Source organism: Streptomyces mutomycini, from assembly GCF_001700505.1.
GTDB classification, from domain to species: Bacteria; Actinomycetota; Actinomycetes; order Streptomycetales; family Streptomycetaceae; genus Streptomyces; species Streptomyces mutomycini.
This window is the reverse complement of the sequence record NZ_MAPV01000105.1, coordinates 1-15,327: the sequence shown is the minus strand read 5'-3', so window position 1 is coordinate 15,327 and position 15,327 is coordinate 1. Positions and strand designations below refer to the sequence as shown.

Below are 15,327 nucleotides of genomic sequence, written 5' to 3'. Positions count from 1 at the left end.
GGCGATCGAGCTGGCGATGGCGTCGAAGATCCTCGAAGCCCGCCTGGCGCAGGCGCAGACACTCCCGGGCGACAACCCGATCCAGGCGAAGCTCCGGGCGAAGAAAGTCGCCTGGAAGCTCAAGCGGGCTGGCGACGGGGCCACGGCCACGGCGAAGAACGCGGTCGCCGCCTATGGGGCCTTCACCCGCGAGTACGCCGACCTGATGCGCCCGCGTCCGCAGCGCACCGCGACCACCAGCCCGTTCAAGTTCTGAGAGGCGGTACCGACATGGCACGCAGGACACGGACCGCCGATCAGACCAACGACCTGGTGCTTCACGACGACGCCAGCCGCCGGAGCTCCGGCAAGGGCGGCTGGCTCTGGAACCAGGCCAAGCCCTACGCCTCCCCGTGGATCGTCACTGGCGGTGCCGGTCTCGTCGGCTGCGGCGCGAACGTCATGTGGGGCGACTCCCCTTGGGCGGGCGTCGGCCTCACCCTCGCGTCGGTCGGGCTGACGGCCGCGACCTGGTGGGCGGGCAAGATGACCGGCCCCCAGCGCCGCCTGCACTCCGCGATCACCGTGGCGGCCGGGACGAGCTGGGTGACCGCCGCAGCGCTCTCCGGCCCGCTGTCCGGCCCGCTCCCCGACCTCTACCTGATGGGCGGCGCGTCGCTCGCCCTGTCGTGGAACATCCGCAAGGTCATGCGGTTCAACGACACCGACACCGCCTCGTCCGACTCGGACAAGGGTCTGCTGGAGAAGGTCGGTCTGGCCCGCACGAAGCTCAAGAACGTGCAGGTGGAGCCGAACCGGGTCACCGTCCCGTACGAGCTCCCGGCCGGTGAGCTCACCAACGACGACGTAGCGAAGGCGATCCCGAGGATCGCGTCCGCCCTCGATGTCCCGACCACCGCCATCCGCGTTCAGCACGACCCGGACTCTGCCAGGAAGGGCCAGTTCGTCATCGTGCCTGAGGACATGCTCAAGACCCCGACCGTGTGGCCCGGCCCGTTCGCCCCCGGCGAGTCCGTCGCGGTGCCGCTGCGGATCGGCGTCTACGACGACGGCTCCGACCTAGTGCTGCCCGTCCTGGACGCGATCCACATCCTCATCATGGGGATGACCGGCTCCGGCAAGACCGAGGGCGCCCTGGACGTCCTCTTCGAGCTGCTGTCGCGCAAGGACGTCGTCGTGTGGCTCGCCGACGCGGCGAAGGCCGGGCAGGACTTCCAGCCGCTGCTCCCGGCCGTCGACTGGGCCGCGCTCGACACCCCCTCCGCCGGGGCGATGATCGCGGCCGTCCAGGCCGTCATCCCCGCCCGTACCGCCTGGCTGCGGGACCACGGCTACCGCGCGTGGGAGCCCGCCGCCGCGCAGAAGCAGACCAGCCCCAAGCACTCGTGCGCTTCGGCCGGCGCCTGCGGCTGCCCCGGAATGCCGTACCTCGTCGCGTGGATGGAGGAGGCGGCAAAGCTGCTCCGCGACCTGGGCGACGACGTGTTCACCGGCATTGCCCAGGAGGCCCGGTCCGCCGGTGTCTCCCTGGTCGTCTCGATGCAGCGCGCCTCCGGCTACCAGCTCTCCACCGACACCCGCGCCTCGCTCCCCGCGGCTATGTGCTTCGGCGTCCGGGGCGACGACGCCGGATTCGCTCTCCCGGAGGAGGTCCTGGAGGCCGGAGCCAACCCGGCCGCGTGGGGCAACAAGCGCAAGGGCTACGTGTACATGGTCTCCGCCGGAGTCGACGAGGACCTCTACGCCAACCCGGCCCGCACCTTCTGGACCGGCCCGTCCGGCGTGTACGAGAAGGCCGCCGCCTGGATCGTCCAGCAGTTCGCGGCCGTCCGCTCCCCCATCGACCCCGTCACCGAGGGCGCCGCCGCCCGCGTCGCCGGGGACCTCTTCACCAACCGCCAGGCCCGCGCCGGGTCCCCGGCCGCGCCCGTCACGCCGCCCGTGCTGTCCGAAGAACAGGAGTCCGTCCAGGCGGTCGCCGCGCTCGTCGACACCGAGGACGCCGCCCTGGACGCCACGGCCGAACTGCCAGCGGTCGGCCACAACACCGAGATTCCGGCGGCCAAGCCGTCGACCGAGGAAGCCCGCGAACTCCTCGAAGAGATGGTTTCGATGCTCGCCTCGGTCGGGCCGGGCGTCGTCGCGGTGAAGGACCTCAAGCCCTACCTGGAGCAGATCGGCCGGGACCGCTCCTGGGTCTCCAAGGAGATGAAGCGCCTCGCCGAGGAGGGCCGCCTGGCCCCCACCGGCGAAGAGGGTGTCTACCGCCTCGTGCCCGTCCTCGCCGGGGTCTGACGGCCGCCGCACACCCGCACACCCCCGCACAGCCGCACAGTGCGAATCCCCACGTCACATGGCGTGTGAATCACCCCGCATACCCGGCCGCACACCCCCCCCGCACACGCAGTGAGGCCGGTCCGGCAGCAACCGGACCGGCCCCTCGATCCCCACGGAGGTAACCCGTGAGCACCGACCCCCAGTATCCCGGCCTTACCGACTCCCAGGCGTCTGCCGAGGCGTCGCGGCTGATCCGGGAGGCGTACCAGCAGGCGCCCGAGCCGCAGTTCGTGACCAGCTTCCGCGACCGGTCCGAGCTCCCCGTCATCGGAGACACGCCTCCCGTCCCGCAGCCGGACTCCCGGATCGTCCCGCAGTGGGCGGCCGGGGTCGCCGTCGCCAGCATCGGCGTCGGCGCCGGCGTCACCGGACTCGGCTGCGGTGCCTGGCTCGTGCTCCAGGGCCTGGCCTCCGTCACGCTGCTCGGCGTCCTCACCGTCACGCTCCCGCTCGCCGGACTCGCCGCCGTCATCACGGCCGCCGGATCCGCGGTTGCCCGCGCCCGGTCCGCCACGACCACGAACATCTACCGGGGCACCGTCGTTCAGCGCACCGAGGTCACCGCGACCGCCCGCGGGATGCTCTCCCGCGCGAAGGCGGGGCGGTGACCATGCAGATCTCCACTCAGGCTCAGATCGAGCAAGCGGAGAAGGTGCTCCGCTTGTCCTGGGTCATCGTGTTCGGCGTCATCCTGTTCAGTGTCTTCACGGTCACGCCGCTCGTCGAGGCGTCCACCCCGAAGGGCTGGGAGTGGTCGGCGCCGATCCTGCCGCTCGTCGTCGACGTGGCCGTCGTCATCTCGATCAGGGTCGACGCCATCGTGTCCCGGCTCGGCGGCTCCACCACCGGCTGGCCGCTCGCCCTGCGGGTGCTCACCGGCGGTGCCTCCGTCGCGCTCAACATCGGGCACTCTGTGCTCAAGGGCGACTGGGTCGGTGCGCTCGTCCACACGGCCGCCCCGATGGTGCTCATCGTCGTGGCCGAGGCGTCGCTCAAGTGGCGCCGTGAGATCGCGGCCGCCACCACCCGCATCGAGGCCGAGCTCCGTGAGCAGGCAGAGAATCGCAAGCGTGAGCGCGAGGAGCGTGAGGCGTGCTCACGGGCGGACAGGGAGGCCGAGCGAGCCGACCGTGAGGCCCGCGAGACCGCTGCCCGTGAGGCAGAGAGGGAGGCCCGTCTGGAGGCTGCGGCCGAGCGTGAGCGGGAGCGTGAGCACACCGCCCGGATCGAGCGGGAGACCCGTGAGCATGAGGCCCGGCTCGCCCGTGAGGAGCGCGAGGCCGAGGCCGAACGCGAGGCGCTCCGGCTGAGCGCAGCTGCAGACCAGAGGCGGGAAGAGGCCGACCGAGCCGAGCGTGAGCGCCGCCGGGAGGAGGAGCAGCAGGAGCGGGAGCGCAAGGCCAAGGAAGCCGCGCAGAAGGCCGAACGAGACCGTAAGGAGGCCGAGGCCCGCAGGCCCGCCCCGGCACCCGTGAGCGCGGCCGTGAGCACCCCCCGCCCGGCCGTGAGCGCCACGGTGAGCACCCCCGCTCACGACGATGGCAAGCCCACCAAGATGAGCGAGACAGACGCCCGCCAGGCCGTCACCGAAGCCATCCGAGAGGGCCGCTCACAGCGACAGGTCGCAGCGCTCACCGGATGGTCCACCGGGTGGGTGGCCAAGCGGTTCCAGGAGCAGGAGCCGCCCCAGTTTGAGATGAGCGCCTGACATGGCGACGATCCCGATGTACCAGAAGCGGCTCGCCCCGGCCGGTCTCATGACCCGCCGTCAGCTCCGTGCCGCCGGGCTCCGGCCCGGCGGACACGACCCCGTCGCCCAGCTCCGGTACTACCGGCGCGGCTGGCAACTCGCCTATCTCTACGACGTCAGCCTGGCCCGTCCGATCAGGCCGATGACCCCGGGCCGCTGGCGGACCCTCGAAGCGATGATGCGGGCCCGCCGTACATGCCCGGCCTGCTCCACCGTCCGCGAGTACTGCATCCCGCGCTCGCTCGGCACCTGCCCGCCGTGCGCCGACCTCGGACTCACGGCATGAGTCCCGCGGTTTGGCCCCCGGCCCTGGACTGGAAGAGCGCCGCGCACTGGGACTACGACGCCGAGGAGACGGGCGCCCCCCGGCCGTGCGTCCTCTGCGGGAAGCCCAGCCTCCTCCTGTCCGAGAAGGGCGAGCCCTGCCACAAGGTCTGCGCCGAGGGCTGGTTCGAGCAGCACCCCGAAGCGTGGGCCGTCTATGAAGCACAGCGGGACCGGAAGAAGACCACCGCCCAGGAGGTGCTCGTCGAGCCGGTCATCGGATCCGACGACAGCGGCCTCTTCGAGACGGCGGCCTGACGCACTGAAGCCCCGCCGGCACTTGGCCGCGCGGGGCTTCTTCCGACCTATCAGATCCCACCGGCCGCAGGGGTACCGGGCGAGGCAGGGGCAACGAATGGCCCATCAGATGCAAGGATCAGTCTCAGAAATGAGCGGAGCGGTCCGGACACCACATCCGAACCGCTCTGTGAGTCCCCCGCCCGGCTGCTAAGACGAGAACCAGAGGACCCAACGCTGTGTCCAGCGTAAGCGACGCTTTGGCGTCTGCAACACCCACGACTTCTGACGCGCCGCGTTCAGCCGTGCGCAGCCCGGCCGGACCTCGGTGCCACTGCGGCACCCAGCTTGTCCACACGAAGGGCAAGCGGCCCCGTGTGTACTGCTCCGAAGCCTGCAAAAAGCGGGCAAAGCGGGCAATTGTGCGTGGTGAGGCCCTGCCCACCTCCGGCCAGGTGAGCGGCACCTCCCGCACCAAAAAGGGACGCGGCCTTGGTACTACCGCGAGAACTACGGACATGCAGGTCAGCGGCTTGCCCGAGGCGGGCAAAAGGGACGCTGGCTTTAGCGGAGGCGTCCCGGGCGCGCGGCCGGAGACCGGCACGGACACGGCGGCGCGCGACGCGGCGTTCCTCCTCAGGGAGGCCCTCCGTCCGGTGTCCGGCCTCCAGCGGCTCGCGGACTGTGGGCTCTCCGTCCTCGCGGGCGGCGTCACCCCCGTGATCCGTAACGGGCGGGCTGGGTTCGCCGGGGTCGTCACCTGCGGCTCGGTCCACGTCTGCCCCTGCTGTTCCACCTCGATCCGCCGCGTACGGCAGGACGAGCTGGAGCAGGTGGGGGAGTTCTGGGAGTGCCAGAGCTGCGGCCTGGTGATGATGACACTCACCATGCGCCACTACCGCCGTGATCCGCTCGCGGACCTGGTGGAGAAGCAGCGCGAGGCATGGAAGCGCGGCTTCGGCCAGAACGCGGGCCGGGCCTGGCGCGATGCGAAGAAGATGTACGGCGTCCGCGGCTTCGTCCGGGCCTGGGAGGTCACCCACGGCGAGAACGGGTGGCACGCCCACTATCACGTGCTCCTGTTCCTGGCCCGGCCCCTGGCGACCGGTCAGGTCCAGGAGCTCCAGCACCTCGCCTTCGAGATCTGGGCCGCCGCGCTCGTCAAGGCCGGGGCCCGGATGCCGATCGAGATCAGCGAGAAGGACGGCAAGCCCGTCGCCGTGAAAATCGACGCCCCGGACCGGGGCGAGTCCGGCAAGCTCGCCCGCTACCTGATGAAGGGCCAGGACGGGAAGAGCCGCTGGGGCATCGCCCAGGAACTGACCCGGCAGGACATCAAGCAGGGCCAGGGCGGGCACCGCACGCCCTTCGAGATCGCCCGCGCCGCCACGGTCCAGGACGCCGACCCGATCGAGGTACGGCTCTGGCAGGAGTTCGTCCAGGCCGCCGTTGGCATCCGCGCCCTGTACTGGTCCAACGGACTGCGCGCGCTGCTCAAGGAGATGGGCTTCGAGCTGGACGACCGCGCTGACGGCACGGTTGCCGCCGACGAGGCGTCCGCCGGAACCCCGCTCGCCCGTATCCCCGCCTCGACCTGGTACCGCTACATCGCCCGGCACCCGGGCCGACCCTTGGCCCTGCTGCACGCTGCGGAGGAGGGCGGGGCCGCCGCCGTACGCGCCCTGATCGAGACCTGGGGACTCACCTGGGGACTCGATATCCAGGAGCCCGACGTCTTCGAGGCGGGGACCCTGCCCACCGCCGACGAGGTGTTCCAGAGCCTGGAGCGGGAGACGCTCGCCGCCCGCATGAAGGTCTGGCGCGACGAGTTCGACCGCCAGGACCGGGAGCGCCGTGCCAACCGGATCGTCCGCCAGGCACCCGGAGACTGGGATGCCCGCAAGGAAGCTCAGGCCGCCGCCGACGCAGCCCGGAAGTCGGACGGGCCCGAGACCTTCCTTAGCCTCCTGCACCGCCGCCGCCGCGAAGCTCTGGCGACCGCGACGAGCTGAGCCGAGTGGTCCGCCGGGGGCAGCCGACGCAAGCGCCGGCACCGGAGCCCGGGGGCTCCGGGCGGTGGTCGGTGAGGCCGGTGACCGGGCGCGGGAGCGTCCAGGCCGAGAAGGCGCGGTCCGGTCGCCTGACCCTCCGGCCCGCGCCAAAATCTCGGCAGCGAGGTATGCCGATGCGCTTCGCTTATCGGCCCTCGCCCCTCGGCTGCGCTGCGCTTGCCGGGGGACACCGCCCCGCGGGGGCGGTCGCTGCGAGGCCCAGAGGGCCTCGCAGCGAGGGCAATAGTCGCTGTGGTTGGTGGGCTCCGAGATCGGCAGTCACGGACATGGATGACGCCGGCAACCTCATGCTCGTTCGTCAGCACCGTCTGGTGCCTTCTGACTTGGAAGAGCGTCCTTCGAGCTGTTCCGCGTTGTGCAGTACAGGCGGTTGGACGCTCGTCCCTTCCTACCAATTGCTGTGCCCGCCTCAGCAGGGTGAAGCGGGTCTTGGTCATGGCTTTGCAGTGCTGCTGCTGGTCGGCTGGGGAAGTGGTTCAGAGGATGTGCCAGGGCTGGCAGTGCTGTTCCAGCTCAAGAGGAGGCCAAGAGCTGCGATGACGCCCACCGCAGCAGTGATAGCGCTGGTCAGGTCTCCTCGAGTCGGTGCGCCGGTGTGCGTGCGGGCCGTGTACTTGAAGACATGGCCTCGGGTGCGATGTGCACGGTCATTTAGAACCTTCTTTCACAAGTCAGACAAATAGTCAGTAATTTGGGCAAAAAAAAAGGCCCCCTTCCTCGAATGAGGAGAGGACACACGTGTGGTGTCATGAAGTGCAGTCCCTTGGGACGCACTTCCCCCTGAAATTGTGCTCGTTAATAACTTGGGCTACTCGATCTCCTGAGACATCGACGACGTAGGACTTGTTGCTCTTTCCATCATCAGCCAAAACCTGATGCTGCGTCAACGTCTTTTCGTAATCGATCCTGTGTTGATTGATGTGTGCCGAACGGGATGACGATGCTGGCTGTGGCTTCAGGTTTGGGCCCCTGGCCCCCAGGCTGTGCAAATACGGCCAGGTGGTACGACTGTGAGGCGGCCTATGGGTCGCGCAGAAGTCGACCGAGAGGGTAGGGATGGCACGGGGTACGCCGGGGTCGAAGCGCGGGCACACCGTGTCGGTGCGGCTGAACGAGGCCGAGCGGCAGAGGTGGGACGCGGCTCGGCAGGAGTCCGGCCGGCGCGAGCTCGGGGCGTGGGTCCGGGCGGTCGTCGAGGACGTCCTGGACGAGGTCGACGGCGCCGCCCCGGGGGCCGAGCGCGGACCGGCCCTGCTGGATCCGGTGACCCAGGCGACGTACGACGAGCTGTGCCGGATTGGCGCGAACCTCAACCAGCTTGTCCGCTACACCCACCAGGACGGGCAGGTGCACCCGGCAGTCGAGGCAGCCCTGTTCGAGGTGGGTAACGCGGCCCTGGCCCTCCGTGGCATCGACCCGATGCGGCCCACGGATCCCGAGTGATCGCCAACATCACCAAGGGCAAACGGGCGGTCGGTGCCCTGATCTATGACTTCGGCCCCGGCCGGAGGGACGAGCACATCAACCCCCGGATCGTCGCGGGCAACACGACGGGAACCCCGCTCCAGGTCGCCCGGGCGATCGACCACACCGCGCGGCGCCGCCCCGAGATCACCGCCCCGATCTGGCGTGCGTCGCTGTCCCTGCCCGACGAGGACGGCATCCTGCCCGATGCCCAGTGGGCGGACATCGCCACGAAGTTCGTCGCCGACATGGGCTTCGGCACCGCCCCATGGGTCGCCGTCCGCCACGGCGACGACCACATCCACCTGACCGTGTCCCGCGTCGACTGGTCCGGGCAGCTGCTCACCGACCGGTGGGACTACCGGCGCGCCCGCGAGAGCGCAGACGCCCTCGAGGAAGAGCACGGTCTGGTCCCCGCGCGCGAGCGCTTCCGGACCGAGGGCCCGCAGGTCCGCAACCGAGAGCTGGAGGCGTCGAACCGGCGCCGGGGCCCGGGCGCCGCCGTGCCGCCCGAGCGCGAGGAGCTCCGGCGGATCGTGCGCGAGGTTCGAGACGCAAGCCGCGGACTCGGCCGCGCCGCCTTCGAGTCCGGCCTCGCCGACGCCGGGGTGGAGTTCCGCGCGAACGTGGCCAGCACCGGCCGGATGAACGGCTACTCCCTCACCCTGGCGGGCTGGACGGACGGAGCCGACGAGCAGGTGTGGGTACCCGCGTCGAAGGTCGCGAAGGATCTGCGGTGGGCCCAGCTCAAGACCGTGATCGGAGACGAGCCTCCCGCCGGGCCCAGCCCGGCCGTGACCGCCGACGCTGTCTACCGCGCGACCGAGATGCTGCGCCAAGGCCGGATCGAGCGCGGTACGGCACAGCCCGCAGACCACCCGGCACTCAGCAGCGACCCGGCCGCCCGCGTCCTCGCCCAGTGGAAGGCGAAGGCCGCCGGGCAGGAAGTGCCGGCGGAAGCGCGGCCGGTGCCGGAGTCGGTCCGGGCCTGGACCGACAAACGCCGCCGCCCGTACGGGAAGCTGGCCACCGACGCGATCCCCGGCGAGATCAGGAAAGCCCACCGCCAGGTCGCCACCTGGCAGGGCGAGATGGAGAGCGCCCAGAGCAACGCCCGTACGTGGGACGGCCTGGCGACCGGCGCCGTCACCGGCCGCCGGGTGCGCGACCTTCACCAGCTCCGGGCCAAGGTCGCGGTCGCCGAACCGCACATCGTCGCTGAGGTGGCAGCCCGGGCCGCTGCCCGCGATGCGGAGACAGCCGCGGAGGCTGCCCGCCAGGTCTGGCGTCAGGCCGACCGGCTCAAGGGCCTTGGGCGGCTTGAGCTGTGGCGGGAGGGAACCAGCAAGAAGGCCGAGGAGAAGAAGGCCGCCACCGCCAGCACCGCCATCCACGCGTACGTGGAGCAGGCGGCCAAGGCCCGGCACCAGGCGGCCACCGCCGCCCGAGCGGCCCGTGAGGCGTCGGGCCTGCCGAACGCGGAAGGCGAGGCCGCGCGGCTCCGCACGGAGTGGCCGCAGCTCCTGGCGGACGCCCAGCGCGGCGACCAGGACGAGGGCCAGGCCCGCCGCGACAGCGAGCAGGCCCGCGCCCAGCGCCTTGCTCAGCAGATCCGCACGGCCGAGACCCGCGTCGGTCTCCTCGGTGACGAGGCCGAGCTGCGCCGCACGATGCCCGCCGACCAGCGCAAGGCTGAGGCCCGCGCCCGCAGCGAGGCCACCCGGGAGAACCCGCCCACCCACCGCCGAAAAGCGCTGGCCCCGCGACCCCAGGGCGAGCAGCCCGCCCACCTACGCCGACGGCCACCCGCAGCCGGAGGTCCAAAAAGAAGCCGCTGACCCCCGGCGGTCGCCGGGGGGCTTCGCCACCCCCCGGGCCCCCGCTTAGGTCGGCATCACCCGGCGCGCCACGGCATCGTCGTGGCTGGCACCGGTCGCGCCGGGCGACACCGCCCCCGCATCCCCGTCGTCCGCAGCACGGGACACCCCCAGCCCGAGTGCCCGCCGCAGCCCTCGAAGCGGCGCGTCCAGAGGCTCAACCCCTGCATCGGCCACAGCCCGCTCAGCGGGAAGGAGACGCGGCAAGGTGCTGCTCGAACTCGTCGACAACCCGGTTTCCGGGCCACGCCCCAAAGGGCGACGTGTGGTGCTCATGCGAGGAGTCTGACGGCCCACCGGATCGTGATGCATAGGTGTGCGTCAGCGAGTCATCAAACGGAACTTCTGCACGTACATGCACGCCTTACCGGAGGTGAAGAACTCGTTGGCGCCGATGTCGCCGCTGCTCTTCATGATGATGTCGATCCCGACTGGGGCCTTCTCGATGATGTGGATCTCGATCTCCCCGTGCATCTGCGACGGATCCAGCTCGGAGTCCTTGAGGTAGATGGAAACTTGGCGTCCTTGTGGTCCTTGACGTAGGTGGACATGACGAAGGGCCCGCCGTCAGGACGGGCCCTTCGTGAAGAGGACACCCCGCTTGGTGTGGTCCATGAGGTCGACCACAGGTTGCGGTTACTCCTTCAGGTACATGTACATCCCCACCCAGACTGCTGCCGCGAGGCCGAGTGCCGGCACCGTGCTCGGATGGACGTACCCGATGTAGCAGGCGAACGCTGCGACCAGCGCAGATAGAACGCCACCATGCTTGTTACTGGACACTGACTACTCCGTTTTTGTGCGCACGGAACCAGAGGCCGTGCGCATCGATTGGAAACCAGACCCTGCGGATCAGAGCCGTCGCGGGACTGGCGTCAGACCAGTGAGATAACTTCGTAGGGCGTCATGACTCTCCTTCCTGTCACAGGGGTGGGGCACCAGCAGGACGCAAAACGTGGGAGAGATCCGCGGTGAAGGCCAGCCCGCCAAAGCAACGGCCTTGCTGTGGGTCTCTCTTCGTTTTTTTCGTGCCCGCTCACTCTACGGACCCCAGGTGACAACCGGCGGGCACTCCGGGGTACGGTCGCGCGTTGGAAAACCGGGGACGGATGCCTGGTTTATCCCGCTTTTCGGGTGTAGTTCCACAAGATGCCGTACTGGTCCTTCGCGTTCGCGCGGCCCGACTCGTGCCGGTGAATGACGTCGTCGTGTACCAGAGGACCGGCATCGGGGCCCGGGGTCTGTCCCCTCCTCGACGCCCTGGTCGTCATCGGCGCGAGCGACGTCGGTAGCGGAGGAACGTGGCCGCGAGTTCGGGCAGGGCGCGTACGACGGCGACGGTGTCGGAGCGGTTGGCACGGCACAGGGCGACAATGCAGACGACAGCCGCGAAGACGATGCCGACAACGAGGATGAGCGGCAGCACGAGAAGCGTCGGGTCGATGGTCATGGGTGTGTCCTCCGTAGGTAGAAAAAAGTCCTCCCGTCCCGGACAACCGGAGCGGCGAGAGCAGGTTGGAGGACCGGGGGGTTAGCTGCGCAAGATCGGCCTCCGCCCCTTCGCGGGGCTCGACGCGCGAAAGACAGGACCAGCGCCCAGGGACGTTCGAAAGACCACCAGACAGAATCGGAAACCTCCTAAACGTCCGAGTGATGTCCCTGGGGCGCAACGGCTTCCTGCGCGTCGGCTTCATGGCGTCGGTGATCGTGTCGGGGATGCTGTCGGGCCCGATACGGCCCGTCTCATGGCACGGCCGATACGGTCGGCCCATGACGGAAATCCCTTCCCCAGCGCCACGAGATGAGAACGGCGTGCTGCTGTGCCAGCAGTGCCAGAAAAAGCCGGTGCCGCCGTCACTCGGAACGAAGCCGCGGATCTACTGCGGCCGGAACTGCCGGCAGCGCGCGTACGAGTCCCGCCGGACCCGCAGCATCGTGAACGTTGCTGTCTCGGTCGCCCTCTCGCATCAAGCAAAGTCACGTGATGAAGCACCAGCAAAGTCACGTGATGATCGCCCGGTAAGATCACGTGACTTTGCTGAAAGTGAAGAACAGCCGCTGTTCTGACCAGGCTGTTAGCCAGCAAGCCAGCTTGCTGGCTAACCAGCTAGCTGGTTGAGTTGTTGGCGAGCCATCCTTGGATGGCCTCTTCCAGGGCGTCCTGCATCTCGATTCCCTGAAGGACGCAGGCCGCCTTGAACTGCCGCTGGAGCTCCGGCGGCAGGTACGAGCCGAAGGGCGCCCGGACCCGTTTTTCTGCCTTCGGCGCTGCCGGTCGGGCGGCCGTCTCGTCGCCGACGCGCAACGGCTCGGTGTTCGGGGTAAGCGCCGAGTTGGAGGCGCCGCTGGTTACCGTCTTCCGGGGGCGCCTCGTCATGCCGGCACCGCCTTCACGAAGCGCTGGGCCAGGAGCTCGTAGGCCGCTCGAACCTCGCCCGCCTTCTCACCGCGGATCTCGGTGAGCGGTACTTCATCGCCGTCCGCGTCGACCAGGAGCGAGCGGTGCTTCACGATCGGCTCCCACACCAGACCGCCGAAGAGCTCCCGGACACTGTCGCGCTGGGCAGCGTGCGACGCCAGGTTCTGCATCGCGTTGATGATGACGCCGACCAGTTCCAGATCCGGGTTGGCCAGATCCGCGGCCCGCTTTCCGATGAAGTCCCGGACGCGGGTGGTCGCCTCCACCGAGTCGTACTCCGGCTCGGTCACCGCGACCACGTAGTGCGCGGCCGCCAACCCGAGCTGGGTCAGGTGGAACAACGACGGAGGGCAGTCGATGAGCGTGTAGTCGAACGTGTCGTCGGCGCCGTCCAACGCCTTGGCGAGCCGCCGCCATGCGCCGGCCACTCCGGCCTCCGCCATCCGGTTCTCCAGCTCCAGCCGCGCGGGACACAGAGCCATCCGGCTCGCGTACTCGACATCCCAGCCGATGGGCTGGATCACCTGGGTCGCGACGCCCTCGCGGTCAGACTGGATCGCCTCGGAGATGGTGAGCTGCGGAACGTCGGCGTTGTACGCCCAGCCGAGCCGACGAGACGCGTTGCCCTGCGGGTCCAGGTCGACGATCAGCACCCGGAAGCCCGCTTTCGCCAACGCCTCCCCCAGCCGCACGGTCGTGGTTGTCTTCCCCACCCCGCCCTTGTTGTTCACGAACGCCACACGTCGCGCCATCGCTCCTCCTTGCTGATGTGCTGGCGAGCGAGCCAGCTTGTTAGCTCGCCAGCATGCCAGCTAGCCAGCTAGCTGTTGTCGCCTGCCTGCGGTCGGCTTGGCCGGCGGACCGGTCAGCCGCGGGGGCTCCCGGCACGGGATGACGTAACGACACGCTCCTCAGTCGGCACGAAACGTGCACCGAAGCCTTCGGCGTCTTCCGCCGGTCCCGGCCCGATCGCGGCAGCAGCTGCTCCCCGCCCGCCACGACTGGCTGGGTGGTCTCCTCACGCGCCCGCATCCGTGACGGCGGGAGTACGGCGGCCGACCCCGTGACCGCCCGGCAGACGGCCGTGAGACGCCCCGCGACCCCACCCCTCTCGCCGCCAGCCGTCTTTCACACCCCCACGCTCGTCGCAGTCGCCCGGGGGTAGGCCACGGAGGATTACGGAGTTTGGGCGCCCCTCCCACGGCATGCTGGACAGCAGGAAGGCCCGCCCCATTCGTGTGGGGCGGGCCTTCTGTCTGGCGGCTCAGGTGGTGGTCGCGTCGGCTGCTCGCTTCACCCATGAGGCGATGGTGGCGACGGTGCCCCAGTCCTGGCCGGGCGAGCGGGTGAGCCATTCCGCGATGCGGTGGTCGTACTCCCCCAGCTCGACCCCGGCGTCGGCGAGCACGGCGAGCAGCTGGTCTTGCTGGTCCGGTGCGGAGACGAAACCCCGGGGCTCTGTTTGGACGGGGCCGGTGGGTACGGGGTCGATCAGCATGGTTCCCCCTGCTGGTTGCGGTGTGGGTGGTGCGGTTCCCTCGGAGCGGGAGGGTCAGCCGATGATGCCGAGGGTCACTCGGTGGTGAAGCTGGGCCGAGGTGATGGTGACGAACACGGTGGCGCCGTTGCTGTCCCGGCTGATGCCGACGATGCGGAAACCGGGGGAGCCTTGGGCGACTCCGAGCGCCTCGCAGGCTGCCGGGTCCATCGGCTCGGTGGTGATGATGCATTCGGTGTGGGCGGTGTCCCAGCCGAGCCAGTCGGCCGCGCGAACTCCGGCTGGTGCCTTGGGCGACTCCTCGCCCGCAGGGGTCAGCATCGGCGGTGTGCCCTCGTAGCCCTCCGGGGTGCGGGCCGCCACCTCGTACGGCATCACTGTGACTTTGTGCTGGACCGGCACGTCGTCCACGTAGCGAACTCGCGTCCGCTCCACCACGGTCGACCCTGCCGGAATCCCCCAGTCGGCCATCGTCTGCGGCGCGTCGGCCTGGCGGACAAGGGTGGTCTCCTCGCGGGCCTCGCCGGTGCTGGTCGGCTTCCACGCGGTCGCCGCTGTGAGGTCCGGCGGCGCGAACGTGCCCAGGTGCGCATCGGACTGACGACCCGCCGCGACCTTGGTTCCGCTGCGGGCGTCCGTGCGGACCAGGCCGAGAGCGGCCAGCGTCGCGTATGCGGCCGAGGCGGTCTGCTGGCTTACCCCGTAGCGCTCGACCTGTTCGCGGACGGTCGGGAGGCGGCTGCCATGCGGGTACTCGCCGCTGACGATCTTTGCCCGGATGTCCGCAGCGATGCTGTTCGCGTCCACGTCAAACCCCTTTAGTAGCACTTACGTACGTTTGTCAGCTTGTGTGACTCCCGTGTCAATCCAGCGTCTCGTCTGTCTTGACAGTGCTCACGTTCCCATTTGTCGGGTCTCGAATCAACCCTCTGACCAAACAGATGGCGTCTGTATTGACAGACCGTCATGAGGTCTTTAACTTCGAGGTGTTGGCCGTTGAGTGATCGCGGTCACCACGGAAATGGGCCCGCCCGGATGCAGCCGGACAGGCCCGCCCCCGAGCGACATGACCACCCGGAGGCGAGACCAGCATGGCAACTACGAACGTTCCCCCGCAGTCAGGGGCCCACGGCAGCAACAGCAGCAAGTTCGCGAACGCCGGAGCGGCGGCCGGCGGATTCGTCGGTGCGATGGGCGGCAGCTTCGTCCCGCCCGTGAACGTGACGATCAACCGGACGAAGACGACGACGCAGACGACGGCGGGCGCCGCCGGGCGGTCGCACTTCATCCTCGGGGAGCCCGAGTTCAACTCGGCTGAGGACGTCCGGAACTACTGCAACCACGTGCGG

At 69.6% G+C, this 15,327-nt stretch carries 16 protein-coding genes and 1 pseudogene; 11 read left to right on the top strand and 6 right to left on the bottom strand.

The window, feature by feature from the left end; genetic code table 11:
• The 9 genes from BFF76_RS16310 to BFF76_RS16270 form a co-directional block, all read left to right on the top strand.
• The coding region (locus BFF76_RS16310) for a hypothetical protein (RefSeq protein WP_420877214.1) at positions 1-256 on the top strand (256 nt) is incomplete at its 5' end.
• Positions 257-270: 14 nt separating this feature from the next.
• Positions 271-2,295 carry a plasmid transfer protein TraB gene (gene traB, locus BFF76_RS16305; RefSeq protein ID WP_065848490.1) on the top strand — a complete coding sequence of 675 codons (2,025 nt, stop codon included), beginning with the start codon at positions 271-273 and terminating at the stop codon, positions 2,293-2,295.
• A 167-nt stretch (positions 2,296-2,462) separates the two neighbouring features.
• Positions 2,463-2,945 (top strand): hypothetical protein, encoded by a 483-nt coding sequence (locus BFF76_RS16300; RefSeq protein ID WP_065848489.1) that lies wholly within the window; start codon positions 2,463-2,465, stop codon positions 2,943-2,945.
• 2 nt (positions 2,946-2,947) lie between these two features.
• Positions 2,948-4,045: a hypothetical protein gene (locus BFF76_RS16295; protein ID WP_065848488.1), complete on the top strand. Its 1,098-nt coding sequence runs from the start codon at positions 2,948-2,950 to the stop codon at positions 4,043-4,045.
• A gap of 1 nt (position 4,046) precedes the next feature.
• On the top strand, positions 4,047-4,373 hold the full coding sequence (locus tag BFF76_RS16290; protein ID WP_065848487.1) for an RRQRL motif-containing zinc-binding protein: 327 nt from the start codon (positions 4,047-4,049) through the stop codon (positions 4,371-4,373).
• Positions 4,370-4,669, top strand: coding sequence for a hypothetical protein (locus BFF76_RS33340; protein ID WP_065848486.1), 300 nt, complete (start codon positions 4,370-4,372; stop codon positions 4,667-4,669). The genes BFF76_RS16290 and BFF76_RS33340 overlap by 4 nt, the downstream gene beginning before the upstream one ends.
• Positions 4,670-5,304: 635 nt before the next feature.
• Complete coding sequence (locus BFF76_RS16280) at positions 5,305-6,660, top strand: protein rep (RefSeq protein WP_141695614.1); 1,356 nt, start codon at positions 5,305-5,307, stop codon at positions 6,658-6,660.
• 1,116 nt (positions 6,661-7,776) lie between these two features.
• Positions 7,777-8,163: a hypothetical protein gene (locus BFF76_RS32995; RefSeq protein WP_065848484.1), complete on the top strand. Its 387-nt coding sequence runs from the start codon at positions 7,777-7,779 to the stop codon at positions 8,161-8,163.
• A complete protein-coding gene (locus BFF76_RS16270; RefSeq protein WP_065848483.1) occupies positions 8,160-10,022 on the top strand; it encodes a relaxase/mobilization nuclease domain-containing protein in 1,863 nt (620 codons plus the stop codon). Before BFF76_RS32995 ends, BFF76_RS16270 begins: the two co-directional genes overlap by 4 nt.
• A gap of 360 nt (positions 10,023-10,382) precedes the next feature.
• On the opposite strand, the gene BFF76_RS32990 is transcribed toward BFF76_RS16270, so the two are convergent.
• Together BFF76_RS32990 and BFF76_RS16265 are read right to left on the bottom strand one after the other, a co-directional pair.
• The gene (locus BFF76_RS32990; RefSeq protein ID WP_167359500.1) at positions 10,383-10,535 is read right to left on the bottom strand and encodes a hypothetical protein; all 153 of its coding nucleotides are present in this window, start codon (positions 10,533-10,535) and stop codon (positions 10,383-10,385) included.
• A 793-nt stretch (positions 10,536-11,328) separates the two neighbouring features.
• Complete coding sequence (locus BFF76_RS16265) at positions 11,329-11,511, bottom strand: hypothetical protein (RefSeq protein WP_065848482.1); 183 nt, start codon at positions 11,509-11,511, stop codon at positions 11,329-11,331.
• A 320-nt stretch (positions 11,512-11,831) separates the two neighbouring features.
• On the opposite strand from BFF76_RS16265, the gene BFF76_RS32695 reads away from it, so the two are divergent.
• Entirely contained in the window at positions 11,832-12,128 is a 297-nt protein-coding gene (locus BFF76_RS32695; RefSeq protein ID WP_141695613.1) for a hypothetical protein, read from the top strand.
• Positions 12,129-12,168: 40 nt separating this feature from the next.
• Here the strand turns inward: BFF76_RS32695 and BFF76_RS16260 are convergent, their stop codons facing one another.
• The 4 genes from BFF76_RS16260 to BFF76_RS16245 all read right to left on the bottom strand — a co-directional run bounded on the left by BFF76_RS16260 (position 12,169) and on the right by BFF76_RS16245 (position 14,785).
• Positions 12,169-12,438 carry a hypothetical protein gene (locus BFF76_RS16260; RefSeq protein WP_065848481.1) on the bottom strand — a complete coding sequence of 90 codons (270 nt, stop codon included), beginning with the start codon at positions 12,436-12,438 and terminating at the stop codon, positions 12,169-12,171.
• On the bottom strand, positions 12,435-13,232 hold the full coding sequence (locus BFF76_RS16255) for a ParA family protein (protein ID WP_065848480.1): 798 nt from the start codon (positions 13,230-13,232) through the stop codon (positions 12,435-12,437). Before BFF76_RS16255 ends, BFF76_RS16260 begins: the two co-directional genes overlap by 4 nt.
• 512 nt (positions 13,233-13,744) lie before the next feature.
• Positions 13,745-13,978 (bottom strand): hypothetical protein, encoded by a 234-nt coding sequence (locus BFF76_RS16250; RefSeq protein WP_065848479.1) that lies wholly within the window; start codon positions 13,976-13,978, stop codon positions 13,745-13,747.
• Positions 13,979-14,032: 54 nt separating this feature from the next.
• Positions 14,033-14,785, bottom strand: a complete 753-nt coding sequence (locus BFF76_RS16245; RefSeq protein ID WP_065848478.1) for a GntR family transcriptional regulator — start codon at positions 14,783-14,785, stop codon at positions 14,033-14,035.
• Between the two features lie 284 nt (positions 14,786-15,069).
• Between BFF76_RS16245 and BFF76_RS16240 the strand changes: the two are divergent.
• Positions 15,070-15,327, top strand: a pseudogene (locus tag BFF76_RS16240) (plasmid transfer protein TraA); the annotation flags it as partial.